This window comes from Blautia sp. DFI.9.10 (genome assembly GCF_024461705.1).
In the GTDB taxonomy this organism is placed as follows: Bacteria; Bacillota; Clostridia; order Lachnospirales; family Lachnospiraceae; genus Blautia_A; species Blautia_A fusiformis.
The window spans coordinates 1-14,181 of sequence record NZ_JANGAA010000022.1 but is presented as its reverse complement, the minus strand read 5'-3'; the positions used below and the strand labels follow the sequence as shown (position 1 = coordinate 14,181).

The following is a 14,181-nucleotide window of genomic DNA, read 5'->3' as shown; positions in this document are numbered from 1 at the left end:
ACCTGCACTGTGACAAGTCTCCTTATAGTACTCATTGATATCTCATTCCTGATCTGCCTATAGCATTTCCATAAAATCCCGCATCAGGTTCAGCTGCTCTGAAATGAATTGCTGCATCAGACGTTCCCGTCATACGTTGGTACAGATAACTTTCTCAGCAGGCTTTCCTTCTTGCTTCATCCTCTTTCCGCTCTTCTCCGACTTCTGTCATCAGATACGGATCAAGAACCTCTTCCAGCTCTTTCTCAGTCATGATCCCTTGTTCCAGAACAAGTTCCCGGACAGACTTGCCGGTTTTTACTGCAGTTTTTGCGATGGTTGCAGACGCCTTGTAGCCAATATGCGGGCAAAGAGCCGTTGCAATTCCTGCACTGCTTTCCATCAGGTCTTTGCAGTGTTTGCGGTTTGCGGTGATTCCTGTGATGCAGTTTACGCTCAATGTATCCACTGCTTTTTCCAGAGTCGTAATGGATTCAAAAAGATTACAAAATACAACCGGCTCAAAAGCATTCAACTCCAGCTGTCCGGCTTCTGCCGCCATGGTAATGGTGGTATCATGTCCTACGATGTGGAAAGCGACCTGGCTTACTACCTCCGGAATGACCGGATTTACCTTACCTGGCATGATGGAAGACCCATTCTGCTTTGCTGGAAGATTGATCTCCCCAAATCCGGTTTTCGGGCCGGAAGACATCAGTCGAAGATCGTTGCACATCTTGGAAAGATCCACCGCACAGGTTTTTACTACACCGGATACGGCAACAAAGCCGTCCAGATTTTCTGTTGCGTCAAAAAGGTCCTCGGCCTGTTTCAGCGGATAACCTGTAAGCTTTTCCAGATTTGGCACGATCTTATAAAAATAAGAATCGGAAACGTTGATAGCAGTTCCCACTGCAGTTCCTCCAAGGTTTACGGTGTACATTTCCCTGTGAGCCTTTTCGATACGTTTCCTGTCTCTGGAAACCATGGACGCATAACCGTGGAACACCTGACCAAGGCGGATCGGAACTGCATCCTGAAGCTGTGTACGTCCCATAGTGATCACATCATCGAACTCCTCTGCCTTTTTTGCAAGCTCCTTCTCAAGTCTTACCAGTGCTTTTTCCAGAGGTGCAAGAAGATCCAGAACGGTAAGCTTACCGGCCGTCGGGATCACATCATTGGTGGACTGCGCCATGTTTACGTGATCATTTGGATGGACCATTTTATAGCTACCCTTCGGACATCCGAGGATCTCACCGGCTCTGTTTGCGATCACCTCATTCATATTCATATTTGCGCTGGTTCCGGCACCACCCTGAATGGCATCTACGATAAATTCCTCAGCCAATTTTCCTGCGATCACTTCATCACAGGCTCTGACAATGGCATCTGCCTTATCCTCCGGAAGAAGCCCTGCATTATTATTAGTGATAGCTGCTGCTTTTTTAATCTGTGCCAGGTTCCTGATAAATACCGGATGAAGCTTTGTACCTGTAATAGGAAAATTCTGTTTTGCCCTTAAAGCCTGAACTCCGTAATAAGCCTCTGCAGGCACTTCCATAGTTCCGATCGAATCTGCTTCCAGTCTTGTTTCTGTTGTCATTTTGTCATCCCTCTTCTTTCTTCTGATCCTGTGCACATCTGATTTGCTCCGCCCTCTGATCTCATTTTTTCGGTCCGACGGATATTCACTGTTTACAAATCATTCTGTTATTTTCATTTTTATCAGCAGCTGTTTTTCTGATGCCTAAGAAACTAACACTTTCTTTGTGGCTTGTAAATACTTTTAATTGAAAACCACGATTATCCGTGTTTTTCAATAGTTTATATTAATCTTTTTAAGAATTTCTTTTATTTTTCTTATTTTTATTAAGTCGTTTCTTGTGTTGTGATAACACACGCAGTATAATCAATACAGAAATACCTATTTTCAATCCACTTCCCTACGCAGCTCTGTACCAGTTACAAATAACATTTTTTTCATTGAAAGGAGACATTCTACATGGAACACAAACTCGACAACATCGACCGAAAAATCATCGAAATGCTTCAGAAAAACGCCCGCACTCCGGTAAAGGAAATCGCAAAGGAAGTCTTCCTTTCCTCCCCCGCTGTCTCCGCCAGGATCGAACACCTCGAAAAAAACGGGCTGATCACAGGCTACCATGCCCAGATCAACCCGGTATTTCTCGGTTATCATATAAAAGCATTCATCAACCTGGAAGTAGAACCCAACCAAAAAAAAGACTTCTATCCCTTCATCCAGTCCATCCCAAACGTCATCGAATGCAACTGCGTCACCGGCGATTACTCCATGCTCATCGAAGTAGCCTTCCGCTCCACCATGGAACTGGACCACTTCATCAACGAACTCCAGCAGTTCGGCCGCACCAAAACACAGATCGTATTCTCCACCAGCGTAGAACACAGAGATCTGCCGGTGGAGTAACCACCCTCCCCTGCCGCCTTGAAAAACCAGCCCGTGAGGCGTGTGCTGCCTGTCGCCGGACTCTGCAGGAGGGGAGCTGATTCTTGGCTGGCGGAAATCTGCGTTGTTTTTCAAAAGTCCGCTGTCTGAGCGGCTGCAAGACGCGAGTTCGGACTTTTGGAAAACGGTTTTAGCAGAATTCCGCCAGCCTAGAAGCCAGCCCCCGACGAAGCTCCGGCGACAGGCAGCACACGCCTCACGGGCGTCCGTATTTCAACAAAAAAAGAACAGCAATGAACCTCAAATCCACCACTGCTCTTCACTCATGTCCTAAATCACTTTCCCATCAAAGCAACAATCTTCTCCTTCAGCTCCCGCGCATTCTTCTTCGGATCCTCCGCCTTCATGATCGCAGAAACAACCGCCATACCACTCATACCGGCGCCCTCAAGCACATCCATATTCCCGGCATTCAATCCCCCGATCGCAACCACAGGAATCGGAACCGCCTCACAGATATCCTTCAACGTAGAAACCTTGGTAAGGATCGTCACAACCTTAGTAGTAGTAGGATAAATCGCCCCCACACCAAGATAATCCGCACCATCCTCATAAGCCTTCACAGCAGCCTCCACCGTCTTGGCAGTAGCCCCCACGATCTTATCCGGTCCCATCAGCTTCCTTGCCACAGCAACCGGAATATCAGAAGCTCCAACATGCACACCAGCCGCATCACAGGCCAGCGCCACATCCACACGATCATCAATGATCAGCGGCACATTGTAACGATCTGTGATCTCCTTCACCTTAAAAGCCTTATCCAGATACTCCCGTCCACCCTTATTCTTCTCGCGAAGCTGGACCAGAGTCACACCACCCTTACAAGCCTCCTCAACCGTACGGAGCAAAGACTCCTCCGTATGATAAGAACTATCCGTCACCAGATACAACGTTACATCCAAATCTTTTCTATCCATCCTAATCCCCTCTTTTTCAGTACATTTCAATCTTCAACAGATCCAGCAGCTGTCGATCCGAAAGCCCATAGATCTCATCCAGCAGATTTACCTGAAAGCTTCCCGGACCGCGGGAAATCTTCTCCGCTTCCTCGCCGGCGATACCCATAAGTGCAGTACCAAGCACTGCCGCAGCCAGATAATTCCCGGATCTCCCATTTAATTCCATCTCAACGCCAGACCAGACACCTGCCTCTATACTATCCGTCATCTCTTTCGCAATATTATCTTCGCACCCCGGCAAAAACGCCGCAGTCAGTGCACCGACCATACAGCCGGTTCCTGTGATCCCGGACAGCGCCGCACTGCCATTTTGTACCAGAACAACCCGTTCACCATCCGTAACAAAATCCTGTTTCCCGGTAGCCAGCACGATTGCCTGATTATTTCTGGAAAAAGCCTTAAGCACTTCACTGACTCCATCGATATTTTCCTCAGTCAGAGCATCCTCGACACCCGCATCGATTCCGATCGCATGAGACGGCAGCCCGGAAACAGCCAGAAGCTCTGACATATTTCCCTTCAGCACTGCCGGATGACCGATCCTTAAAAGCTCCCGTGCCAGATCCAGCCTGAGATCACTGCAGGCAACCCCTACCAGGTCCAGAAGAACCGGAATCTTATTTTCCATCGCTGTTCTCATAGAACGCTTCATTGACTCGATCCTGGCATCGGTAATATTCCCGAGATTCAGCATCAACGCACCAGCCGATGCCGTAATACCTGTCACCTCTGCCGGATGCTCCGCCATGATCGGCCTTGCACCTACTGCAAGGACCACGTTGGCACAGTCATGGATCGAGATCGGATTGGTGATGCAATGGATCAGCGGCTTTTCTTCTTTAATTCGCTTTCGCAGTTGTAAAATTCTTTGTCTCATATGTTTTTGAACCCAAAGCTGCCTGGAATTTCACCAGAAGACCTGCTTTACTCAGAGCCTTCAGGAAAATATAGGCAACACATCCTCCCATTGTGGTTGCTGCAAGGAACATCGGCGTATAATAAAATGCTGTCAGTCCGCCTCTTCCCATCAGGAATGCCATCACCGGATAAGAAACCATGGATCCGATGATACCCGTTCCAAAGATCTCACCGATCACCGCGCAGATGATCTTGCCTTTGGAAAGTCTGTAGAACACACCTGAAAGGAATGCGCCAAATACTGCACCGGTCAGTGCAAGTGGCGGGATTCCCATGAACATCATACGGATCACGCCGATCATGGTCGCACAGAGAAGGGAATACCACGGTCCCATCAGAACCGAGCATACGATATTGACAAGATGCGCCGTGGGGCACATTCCCTCAATCCTCAGGATCGGTGAAATAACGACACCGATCGCAACCATCATTGCCAGCATTACCATACGAAGCGTGTGCATCCTTTGTTTTTCCATAGTGTTTTTCCTCCCTGAAATATCAGGCAGAACCCTGTCAGATCCGGGCAAAAGCTTCCCGTCTGCTGCAGTCTGCCCTTAGATTTTGGCGGTCGAAGTTCCCTTACTTCCTCTCACTCCGAAAACACGGATTCCCATCGCTTACATGATCCTTCCGGAAAAATCCTCCGGAATATCACTCTCCTGCCAGACATTAAGGCGCTCCCCTTCCTGCCCGCTCTTTCGCAGAAGCTCCACATGCAGTCTCTGTCACTTTCACATCCCCCCATTGTCAGACCATTCCAGTTCCATTCCTGCATCCGAAAAGAGCGCATCCCATGGCAAACTCCACGGAGACACGCTCTCAGATCACAATCCCTCCGTTGGCATTACCCAAATCAGGTACGGTCGAAGATCTATCTTCCTCTCAGCCTGTCACACAAGCTCCCGCTGGCTCTTTTCTTTTCTGTTTTTCAATATAGCACACACCTATCCCGTTGTCAAACCTCCACTGCTTATTGCTCTTTGCACTCCCGCCGGAGACGTTACTGTTCACTCCGTTCTCAGCAACACGCTTCGCGATGCACAGAATTTATGCTAATCGCATAAATTCGCGCGGTATGTCTCGGGTTTTCTGTGACCTTCGCTCACAAAAAACACCTCGCGGAATATTACCAGTAAACAGTAACCCGGAAACTTTCCTAATTCAGTTAAACAATTATTTTGGCATAAAAAACTCCCTGCTTCACTACTTTTCATAGTAAAACAGGAAGTATATAAATCTTATTTTGAAATCTCGTCGATCAGACGCAGCTCCTCAGCTGTAAACGGTGCACAGTGGATCGCTTTCACATTATCAAGGATCTGCTGCGGCTTGGAAGCTCCGATCAGAACACTGGTAACTTCCTTATGCTGAAGCAGCCAGCCAAGTGCCATATCAGCCAGCTTCTCTCCACGCTGGGCTGCCAGATCGTTCAGTCTCCGGATCTGATCCAGACGCTCCGGCGTCAGCACACTTTCCTTAAGGAATCTTCCATCTTTGCGGATACGGCTGTCCTCCGGGATCCCGTTCAGGTAACGGTCTGTCAGCTGTCCCTGAGCAAGAGGGCTAAAGGTGATCAGACCTTTTTTCAAAATGCCGGTGGTTCTCTTGAGACCGTTTTCTTCCACTGTTCTGTCAAAAATGGAATACCGGTTCTGGTTGATCACAAAGGGACATTTCAGATCCTTCAGGATCGCTGCCGCCTGGCTTAAGGTTTTTCCATCATAATTGGAAAGTCCCACATAAAGGGCCTTGCCCTGCTGAACCGCTGTTGCCAGCGCCCCCATAGTCTCCTCAAGCGGAGTCTCCGGGTCCATTCTGTGATGGTAAAAAATATCCACATATTCCAGACCCATGCGCTTCAGGCTCTGGTCAAGGCTTGCCAGAAGATACTTGCGGCTGCCCCAGTTTCCATAAGGGCCCTCCCACATATCATAGCCTGCCTTTGTTGTGATGATCAGCTCATCACGGTATGGCATCAGTTCTTCTTTCAGGATCTTGCCGAAATTCCGTTCCGCACTTCCATAGGCAGGTCCGTAATTATTGGCAAGGTCAAACTGTGTGATACCATTGTCAAAAGCTGTAAAGCACAGCTGCTTCATGTTTTCATAATCAGAAGTATCTCCGAAATTATGCCATAATCCAAGAGACACCTTCGGAAGCATCAGGCCGCTTTCACCGCAGCGGTTGTACTCCATAGTTTCGTAGCGTTCCTTTGCAGGTGTGTACATAAAAAAGACCTCCCATAATGTAGCATGATTTACATTTTCTGTAACTACTTTTACTATACTTCACCGGCCCTTATTTCGCAAGACGGATCATATTCCAGCTGTGTTTTGCAAAAACTGCTTCCAGTTTTCCGCCGTCCAGCTTTGAGCATTCTGCACTGGCTTTTACAGGAACTACATTCTCCGGCTGAGCCTCTGTATTGGCTGCCTGAAGATCGTCATTATTAAGTACAATATGCTCTACGATCTTATATCCCTCAAACTGTCTTAAGTCACAGGAAACTTCCATATCCTCATCCAGACTCTTATTCACTGCAAAGATCGTCAGCGTATCCTTTTCCTCATCCCAGACACACACAGAATCCAGATATGGCGCTTCGCCATAAGTTTTGCTCTCGTATACCGGTGTGAGAACCTGTGTATTAAGGACGGTTCCTCTTCCAAACACACTTGTCAGCATATACGGATAAAAGATCGTCTGACGCCATGCGCCTGTATCGGATGTCATGATCGGCGCAATAACATTTACCAGCTGTGCCATGCAGGCGATCTTTACACGATCTGCATGACGGAGAAGTGTGATCAACATGCTTCCCACAAGAAGTGCATCCTCAAAGTTATAAACATCCTCCAGCTGATGGGGCGCCTGTACCCATTTTTCCAGCTTTTTATCCTGTTCATTGCTGTGGTACCATACGTTCCATTCGTCGAAGGAAAGATTGATCTGTTTTTTTCCATGCTTCTTTGCTTTTACAGCATCGCAGATGGAAACCACTCCTGAGATAAAATCATCCATACCCTTGGAGCTTGCCAGAAAATCGGCAGTGTCTCCCGATGCATTTCCATAGTACTGATGCAGGGAAAGATAATCCACCTGATCGTAAGCCTCGTCAAGAACCGTATACTCCCAGGAGCCAAAGGTAGGCATTTCCAGACTGGAGCTTCCGCATGCAACAGTCTCAACCTCCGGATCCATAAATTTCATCAGGCGGGCAGTCTCTGCTGCAACTCTTCCGTACTCTGCCGCAGTTTTATGTCCCATCTGCCACGGACCGTCCATCTCGTTTCCGAGACACCATAATTTGATATCATGCGGCTGTTCATAGCCGTGAGCTTTACGGAGATCACTGTAATAGGTACCACCCTTAAAGTTACAGTATTCCAAAAGATTTTTCGCATCCTCCGGTCCTCTTGTTCCCAGGTTTACTGCCATCATCACATCGCTGCCGGCTTTTCTGGACCAGTCCACAAACTCATTGAGTCCAAACTGGTTTGTCTCGATGACACCCCAGGCCAGCTCCGGTCTGGACGGACGCTGAGTTTTCGGCCCGACACTATCCTCCCAACGGAATCCGGATACAAAATTTCCGCCCGGATAACGAACGATCGGTACCTGAAGCTCCCTTACCAGTTCCAGAGTATCCTTCCGAAATCCCTGCTCATCAGAAAGGGGGCTGCCTTCCTGATAAATCCCCTCATAAACCGCACGTCCGAGATGTTCTATAAAGGAACCATAGATCCTTTTGTCTGTTTTTCCGGTGAGGAAATATTTGTCCACGATGATCTGCGCTTTTTTCATTGTAAAAATCCTCCTGTAAATTATTATTTTCTGCCTGCCACTGCATTGGACTCTGTTTCCGATTCCGCCATATACAGGCTCTTACGCCTCTGTTCGCTCACACACTCTCAGACAGATCGGAAATCAACCGTTTCTATGTTTCATTTTACCATCCTGTTCTATCCATACCAGTGATTATCTTCCGAAATAGTTGACTTTTTTTCCGGTAAGATTTATCGTAAAGACAATCTTACCAGACGGACGTCCCTCTGTCACTTTACTTTATACTTCCAGACAGAAAGTTCTTTACAATGCCACAGTCGGATTGTCTGATCTACGTAATGAAAGGAGCGCAGCATTTTCATGGATTTCACCTTAAATTTCTGCGAATACAACCGTTCCAACTCCGATTACGACAGGATTTTCCGGCCGGAGGGAAGCGGAGATTTTCTTTTTCTTTTATTTAAAACACCAATGAAGGTTTATCTGGGCGGTCAGCTTACTGTCACCCGGGATAATGCCTGCATCTTTTATATTCCGGGAAATCCCCAGCATTATCAGGCTGTGCGAAAATTCCGGAACAGTTATGTCCATTTTTCCTGCGGAGAAAACCTGGCAAAACGGTTCGGACTTCCCTGCAACGAAATTTTTTACCCCAGTGACTGCCAGGAGATCGATCACTGTATCCAGAAGCTGCAGCATGAATATCTGAACAGAGAAGTTTTTTCCCGGGACTACGAGTATGCCCTGCTCTGCCAGCTAATGATCACAGCCTCGCGGGAACTCCGCAGTACAGATACAGGCAAGTCTTCAGACTCGGAGCTCTGCAGCCTGTTCCAAAAAATCCGTCTGGAAATGCTTACAAATTACGAAAAGCCATGGACAACAGAAAAGCTCTGCGCCATGGCTAATCTCGAAAAAAGTCAGTTTTATTCCTGTTACCGGAATTTTTTTGACAGCACCCCTCATGCTGACCTGAATCTGCTCCGTCTGGAAAAAGCCAAAAATCTGCTCACCAACGAAGCTCTGCCTGTTCAACAGGTGGCTCTGCTGTGCGGATTTTCAAATCTCTCCCACTTCAGCCGGTACTTCCGAAAGAACTGTGGCTGTTCGCCCAGTGAGTGGGCACGCCGCCCCTGACCAAAAGGATATTCACACTCTGCATTCACTGCGCAGGCAACTTGTCTGATCTGATCACCGTGCCGCATTACACTTCTCATAAGCAAACAGTGCCGCACCAAGCGCACCACAAAGCTGTGCCTCATCACAGATATAAAGCTTCGCACCCAGCTTCTCCTCCAGTGCCTGGATGATACCTTTATTTCTGGCAACACCACCGGTCATCATGTATTCCCCCGGATTCTTTTTGCCAAGGCGGGCTGCAAGAGCTCCTACCTTGGAAGCAACAGATACATTCAGACCATGGATGATATCTGCCACGTCCTTATTCTGGGCAACCAGGGAAACTACCTCGGACTCTGCAAATACAGTACACATGCTTGAGATCACTACGTTCTCTTTCCACTCCAGACCACGGGTACTCATCTCCTCCAGGGAAAGTCCAAGAGTACGGGCCATCATTTCCAGGAATCGTCCGGTTCCTGCTGCACATTTATCGTTCATCAGGAAATTTTTTACCGCACCGTTCTCGTCAATGCTGATCGCCTTGATATCCTGACCGCCGATGTCGATAACTGTACGCACATTCGGATTCAGATAATGAGCTCCCTTTGCGTGACAGGTAATCTCTGTGATACTGTCATCACCACTGTCAATATAGGCACGTCCATATCCGGTAGTAACGATACGCACGATATCTTCTTTCCTGATCCCTGCTTTTTCCACGGCCATCTCCAGGCTCTTCTCTGCACTCATCATAGCGCCGCCGCCTGTGGGAATGATCATGGTCGATTTAATTTTTCCGTCTTTATCCAGGATCACAACATCCGTACTTGTGGAACCGCTGTCGATCCCTGCCACATAATAAACTCCTGATTCCATTTTTTTCCTTATCTCCTCGCTGATTCCTTTTGATGGGTCCATATCCTCAGAGCCTTCCAGGGTCTCCGCAAAAGCCTGCACTCTGGTAAGGAGCTGTCCTGCACTCTGGCTGGTAAAATCTGTCTCGATCTTCAGAAGCGGAACCTTGATATCACGCTTGATGCTTGCATACTCAAATCCGTAATAGTCGCAGAATTTAATAGTATGATAAATGATCCCCTTTAGGTTCGGATCCAGATACAGCCGGTTTCTTCGGGTGCTGTTGTTCATACGAAAGCAGGGCATCTGTGAAAGAAGTGCATCCGCATAAGCCAGGAACATGGCATCGTCTTCCATTTTTTCCAGCTCCTCACGGATCACTGCAAGACGTCTTCCACCTGTACAGGTCAGGTTTTCCACATCCATGCGGATATTATCCCGGATCATTTTTTCCAGGATGCCGCTGACACGGACACCCAGAACACCGATATACGGCTGGTTATCCACAGTCTCATGGGAAAAAGCATTCAGAAATCCACTTCTGTCGAAGGTTTTCCCCGAAAATTTCTCATAAGCTTTCTTCAGACGGTGGATGCCCTGGGCAAGCTTCACCTTTTCACAGTCGTTATCCTCATGAGGCATGTCCAGCATGTACAGAAATTTACATTTACCGGTACTTTCCACAATGTCGTACACACGGCGCATGGAATCGCAGCAGTTAACAAGAACAAGCTGCTCTACCTTTCCCTCCAGCACTGCCTGGATCACAGATTTTCCGAAGCCACAGAGATTAGCATGGGCGATCTGGTCCGAAAGCTCAAAATTCTCCGGCATTTCCTCAAGAACCGCACATTCCTCGCCAAAGCCCTTAAACAGCTCCAGCGGTGTATATTTACAGACGTAATGTATCATGACCGTTTTTCCTCCTTACCTTCTGACAGCATTTCCAGATATGCCTGAAGTCGTGTGGATACCTGGCCGTCACTGGAATTGGCCGGGTTACAGCCGTCACCGTCCAGGACCATGGTTGGAAGTCCTGCATTTTCCAGAGAATTTTTGATCAGGCTGGAAGCTCCGATGGTTCCCTTGCAGCCCCAATGCGCAAAAAGGATCCCGCCGTCTGCCTCTGTAAGGTTCGCCAGCTCCTGGGCACGCCGGATCCTCTGCTTCACACTTCCGTTGTAAATGCAGTTGACCATTTTTTCCGCAAGGGCCTCATAAGGATCCGAGGCCTGCATCCGCTGAAAACCGTCTGCAACAAAATCACAGGCACGGATATGCACGTTCTGGCTGTAATTAAATACATCCTTTACCGGCTCCTGCAAAAACGGCATCATATGCATCCACAAAATATGAAGACCTTCCCCCTTTGGTGCCTTCTTCACATCCTCAAGAAGCATTTTTGTGTATTTCAGGGATTCCTCTGAGCCCGCCAGAAGATGGCACATAAAGATCGCATACAGCTCATTTGTCAGGGAAGTCACCGGATCGTGATCCTTTCTGAGGGCAAGCTGGCTGCTGTAATAGGAGGCCGCTTCATTGCTGTTGGCAACTGCACGCTGTACCGACTGCTCGGAGATTTTTTTCCCGCCTACATCCTCCAGGAATTTCTTCAGCTCACGGAGCTGATCTGCAACATAGCTGATGGAATCCTGATTTTTTTCATAGGGTACGTCAATATAAAAGCCCGGGATCTGATATTTCTGTTTCAGATAAGGAAACGTCATCATGTTTCCATCGCAGGCAAGGTTTGTGTAGATGGTACATTTGGGCTTCGGTACCAATCCTGTCATGGACGCTCCCAGAAAAACTCTGTGATAGGAGCACATGGTTTCCGGAAAGCCCTCTGATTCCGTCTGTGCCAGAAATGCCTGCTCACATCTGGTTCCGGCGATGAAGCAGGACATTGCCTCCACGGAATACGGAGTGATCCCTGCTGCTGTCAGAAGCTCTCCCGGTACAAAAATGCTCACCAGAGCGGTATCGTCCGGTTTTGCAAGAGCTTTGATAATATTCTGCATGACTACACGGGCTACATACTGTCCCGAAGCCGGAAGCTTCCTGTCAGGAAAAAGCTGCAGACGTTTTTCCTGAAGCCGGTATCCAGTGAGAAGAAGTTTTCGTGCTTTTTCCGGATCCCTGATGGATTTCTCTCCCACCATATCCCCGAATTTCTTTATAATATCCAATCTGTCACATCCTCCGTCAAATCAAAAAATCTATTATAAGTCTGTCAGACGCTTACCCGAAATTTTGTCTCAGACAAAATCCTGTAGCATTATCATCGTCTGGATGGTATAAAGGCTCCACCTGTCAGACCAATATTTTTATTATAAAGATATTTTTTTCAAATGTAAACACGCTAATTTTTACAAATTTGAAGCCTTTTGCACATATCAAAACATCAAAATGCAGATTTTCCACAAAACTCTCATTCCTTTTCATGGAAAACCTGCATTTGTCTTATCATATTATTTTCTGCTCTGTTTTTTCCGTTACTCTGTATCACATCTGATGACGTACCACCTTATATTCATCTCCGGAACGATAATACGGACATTCCTTGTAATCACTGCTCACAAAACGATAATATTCATCCTCATCCAGATTGACATCACAATAATATTCGTCACACTCTTCATCATATGTATAGTTTGCACAGTATTCGCAGCTGGTTCCCTTCATATTTATTTCTCCTCTCTTTGCAGGAAAGTATTTCTCCCTGCTGTTCTCCTGATTATATAATAAAAAAAGGAAGAATTCCATTACTGAAATCCTCCCTCTTTTTTATATATCAGAACATTCCGTTCACAGTCTTGTATTTGTAAAGCATCTCCGCATGATTCTGCTCTTCCACCTGGATATCTGCCAGAAGCTTCCTCACACCACTGTCTTCAAAAGCAAAAACATCCGAGTTGTATTCTCCGGAAATCAGCTTTTCTGTTCCGATACAGTCTGTTGCAAGAAAAGCATCGTGTTCCTTATCCTCTGAGGACATCACCGATGTGTAAGCAGCCTTTGGCTGGTAATCACGGCCGTCACTATCATTACAGTTTACCTGTGGAACTGTACCGGAAAGCACCTGGCTCAGGGAATCGTAATGCTCCTGCTCTTTTTTCTGAAGAGTCTGAAATAAGCTTTTAAGCTCCGGATCCCTGGCCTGCTGTGCATATTTTCCATATTTTTCAATGCAGCTTTTTTCCTGTGTCTGAAGATCCTGGATCACTGTGCGCTCTTTTTCCTTTAATATCATTATGATCATCCTTTCTTTTGATAATAATGATAGTATGGTTTGGAAACGCGATTTTATTCATATTTTACGCAGTCAGTATCTCCATCAGTGCTCCGTAAAGATCCTTGTCCAGCTCCATGGACTGAAGCTCCGACAGAAGAACCGGCAGCTTCTTTCCTGCTGTGATCAGCTGATATAATCTGTCCTTCAGCACAAAACCGATCTCTGCCTGGTTCAGGAAATCAAAGACACGCTCTTTTGTCTGATTATCTGCCACTTCGCCAGCGAGAATGATCTGCACCTCTGCCGCTGTGTCTGCTTCCACTTCCACACAGATCTTCTGAAGCTTCTCTTCATATTTTACAGCAGCCTCAGTCTCTGCTCCGTTAACCAGAACCTTCACAGTATCTGTTCCTGTTTTCGCAAAATTACAGAACTCCACGGTATAAGCTCTCTTTGCCGGGATCAGCTCTGTTTTTCCCTGTGCGGGATGAATGGTAAACACTCCCTGATCCTTTTCCTTATAATCCATTTCCGTAAATACACAGGTACCATTTTCGTAAGCACAGGTTTCGTTGTCATCCTCATACAATCTGAAGCTTCCGTCAGCCCCCGGGAATACCCGGATATTCAGGCTTTCCGGATTCTTTTCCGCCTCTGTTCCACGGATCTCATCGGTCATCACCAGAATACCGCCTGCTTTTGCAAGAACCGGAATACTGTCCAGAGTACGGTACATATCCACCATTCGTCCACCCTCATAGCGCAGACCTGTTTGACACTCCCCACAGCTAAAGCAGGGGGATTCTTGCTTCTCCCACTACTGCATTGGCAAACAC

The 14,181-nt window shown here is 47.2% G+C and carries 13 protein-coding genes and 1 riboswitch; of the genes, 2 read left to right on the top strand and 11 right to left on the bottom strand.

Annotation, left to right across the window (positions count from 1 at the left end; all coding sequences use genetic code 11):
* Nucleotides 1–154 precede the first annotated feature (154 nt).
* Nucleotides 155–1,585, bottom strand: coding sequence for an aspartate ammonia-lyase (locus NE671_RS12605; protein ID WP_110103606.1), 1,431 nt, complete (start codon nt 1,583–1,585; stop codon nt 155–157).
* A gap of 399 nt (nt 1,586–1,984) precedes the next feature.
* Here NE671_RS12605 and NE671_RS12600 point away from each other — a divergent pair, with 399 nt between their 5' ends.
* Entirely contained in the window at nt 1,985–2,431 is a 447-nt protein-coding gene (locus NE671_RS12600; RefSeq protein WP_021652217.1) for an Lrp/AsnC family transcriptional regulator, read from the top strand.
* A 314-nt stretch (nt 2,432–2,745) separates the two neighbouring features.
* Here NE671_RS12600 and thiE read toward each other — a convergent pair whose 3' ends face one another.
* The 5 genes from thiE to arfA form a co-directional block, all read right to left on the bottom strand.
* Complete coding sequence (thiE, locus tag NE671_RS12595) at nt 2,746–3,387, bottom strand: thiamine phosphate synthase (protein ID WP_256164050.1); 642 nt, start codon at nt 3,385–3,387, stop codon at nt 2,746–2,748.
* Between the two features lie 16 nt (nt 3,388–3,403).
* On the bottom strand, nt 3,404–4,306 hold the full coding sequence (locus NE671_RS12590; RefSeq protein ID WP_118609114.1) for a hydroxyethylthiazole kinase: 903 nt from the start codon (nt 4,304–4,306) through the stop codon (nt 3,404–3,406).
* Nucleotides 4,269–4,823: an energy coupling factor transporter S component ThiW gene (thiW, locus tag NE671_RS12585; RefSeq protein WP_015526323.1), complete on the bottom strand. Its 555-nt coding sequence runs from the start codon at nt 4,821–4,823 to the stop codon at nt 4,269–4,271. The genes NE671_RS12590 and thiW overlap by 38 nt, the downstream gene beginning before the upstream one ends.
* A 337-nt stretch (nt 4,824–5,160) precedes the next feature.
* Nucleotides 5,161–5,263, bottom strand: a riboswitch (TPP riboswitch).
* Between the two features lie 322 nt (nt 5,264–5,585).
* Entirely contained in the window at nt 5,586–6,575 is a 990-nt protein-coding gene (locus NE671_RS12580; protein WP_059086650.1) for an aldo/keto reductase, read from the bottom strand.
* A 70-nt stretch (nt 6,576–6,645) separates the two neighbouring features.
* Nucleotides 6,646–8,151, bottom strand: a complete 1,506-nt coding sequence (gene arfA / locus NE671_RS12575) for an arabinosylfuranosidase ArfA (protein WP_256164049.1) — start codon at nt 8,149–8,151, stop codon at nt 6,646–6,648.
* A 342-nt stretch (nt 8,152–8,493) separates the two neighbouring features.
* Between arfA and NE671_RS12570 the strand changes: the two genes are divergently transcribed.
* A complete protein-coding gene (locus tag NE671_RS12570; RefSeq protein WP_147602698.1) occupies nt 8,494–9,270 on the top strand; it encodes a helix-turn-helix domain-containing protein in 777 nt (258 codons plus the stop codon).
* A gap of 54 nt (nt 9,271–9,324) precedes the next feature.
* On the opposite strand, the gene NE671_RS12565 is transcribed toward NE671_RS12570, so the two are convergent.
* From NE671_RS12565 to NE671_RS12545, 5 genes are all read right to left on the bottom strand, one after another.
* Nucleotides 9,325–11,022, bottom strand: coding sequence for an acyl-CoA dehydratase activase (locus NE671_RS12565; RefSeq protein ID WP_256164048.1), 1,698 nt, complete (start codon nt 11,020–11,022; stop codon nt 9,325–9,327).
* Nucleotides 11,019–12,299 (bottom strand): 2-hydroxyacyl-CoA dehydratase subunit D, encoded by a 1,281-nt coding sequence (locus tag NE671_RS12560; protein WP_092073479.1) that lies wholly within the window; start codon nt 12,297–12,299, stop codon nt 11,019–11,021. The genes NE671_RS12565 and NE671_RS12560 overlap by 4 nt, the downstream gene beginning before the upstream one ends.
* A gap of 316 nt (nt 12,300–12,615) precedes the next feature.
* A complete protein-coding gene (locus NE671_RS12555; protein ID WP_015526328.1) occupies nt 12,616–12,795 on the bottom strand; it encodes a DUF6472 family protein in 180 nt (59 codons plus the stop codon).
* Between the two features lie 109 nt (nt 12,796–12,904).
* Entirely contained in the window at nt 12,905–13,363 is a 459-nt protein-coding gene (locus tag NE671_RS12550; RefSeq protein WP_044961927.1) for a ferritin-like domain-containing protein, read from the bottom strand.
* Nucleotides 13,364–13,427: 64 nt separating this feature from the next.
* Nucleotides 13,428–14,090 carry a DUF5110 domain-containing protein gene (locus tag NE671_RS12545; protein ID WP_256164046.1) on the bottom strand — a complete coding sequence of 221 codons (663 nt, stop codon included), beginning with the start codon at nt 14,088–14,090 and terminating at the stop codon, nt 13,428–13,430.
* Nucleotides 14,091–14,181: the final 91 nt, after the last annotated feature.

Coding starts and splice junctions, on each gene's coding strand:
- NE671_RS12600 (WP_021652217.1), top strand. CDS start 1,985: ATGGAACACAAACTCGACAACATCGACCGAAAAATCATCGAAATGCTT.
- NE671_RS12545 (WP_256164046.1), bottom strand. CDS start 14,090: ATGGTGGATATGTACCGTACTCTGGACAGTATTCCGGTTCTTGCAAAA.
- NE671_RS12570 (WP_147602698.1), top strand. CDS start 8,494: ATGGATTTCACCTTAAATTTCTGCGAATACAACCGTTCCAACTCCGAT.
- NE671_RS12605 (WP_110103606.1), bottom strand. CDS start 1,585: ATGACAACAGAAACAAGACTGGAAGCAGATTCGATCGGAACTATGGAA.
- NE671_RS12565 (WP_256164048.1), bottom strand. CDS start 11,022: ATGATACATTACGTCTGTAAATATACACCGCTGGAGCTGTTTAAGGGC.
- thiW (WP_015526323.1), bottom strand. CDS start 4,823: ATGGAAAAACAAAGGATGCACACGCTTCGTATGGTAATGCTGGCAATG.
- NE671_RS12590 (WP_118609114.1), bottom strand. CDS start 4,306: ATGAGACAAAGAATTTTACAACTGCGAAAGCGAATTAAAGAAGAAAAG.
- NE671_RS12555 (WP_015526328.1), bottom strand. CDS start 12,795: ATGAAGGGAACCAGCTGCGAATACTGTGCAAACTATACATATGATGAA.
- arfA (WP_256164049.1), bottom strand. CDS start 8,151: ATGAAAAAAGCGCAGATCATCGTGGACAAATATTTCCTCACCGGAAAA.
- NE671_RS12550 (WP_044961927.1), bottom strand. CDS start 13,363: ATGATATTAAAGGAAAAAGAGCGCACAGTGATCCAGGATCTTCAGACA.
- NE671_RS12580 (WP_059086650.1), bottom strand. CDS start 6,575: ATGTACACACCTGCAAAGGAACGCTACGAAACTATGGAGTACAACCGC.
- thiE (WP_256164050.1), bottom strand. CDS start 3,387: ATGGATAGAAAAGATTTGGATGTAACGTTGTATCTGGTGACGGATAGT.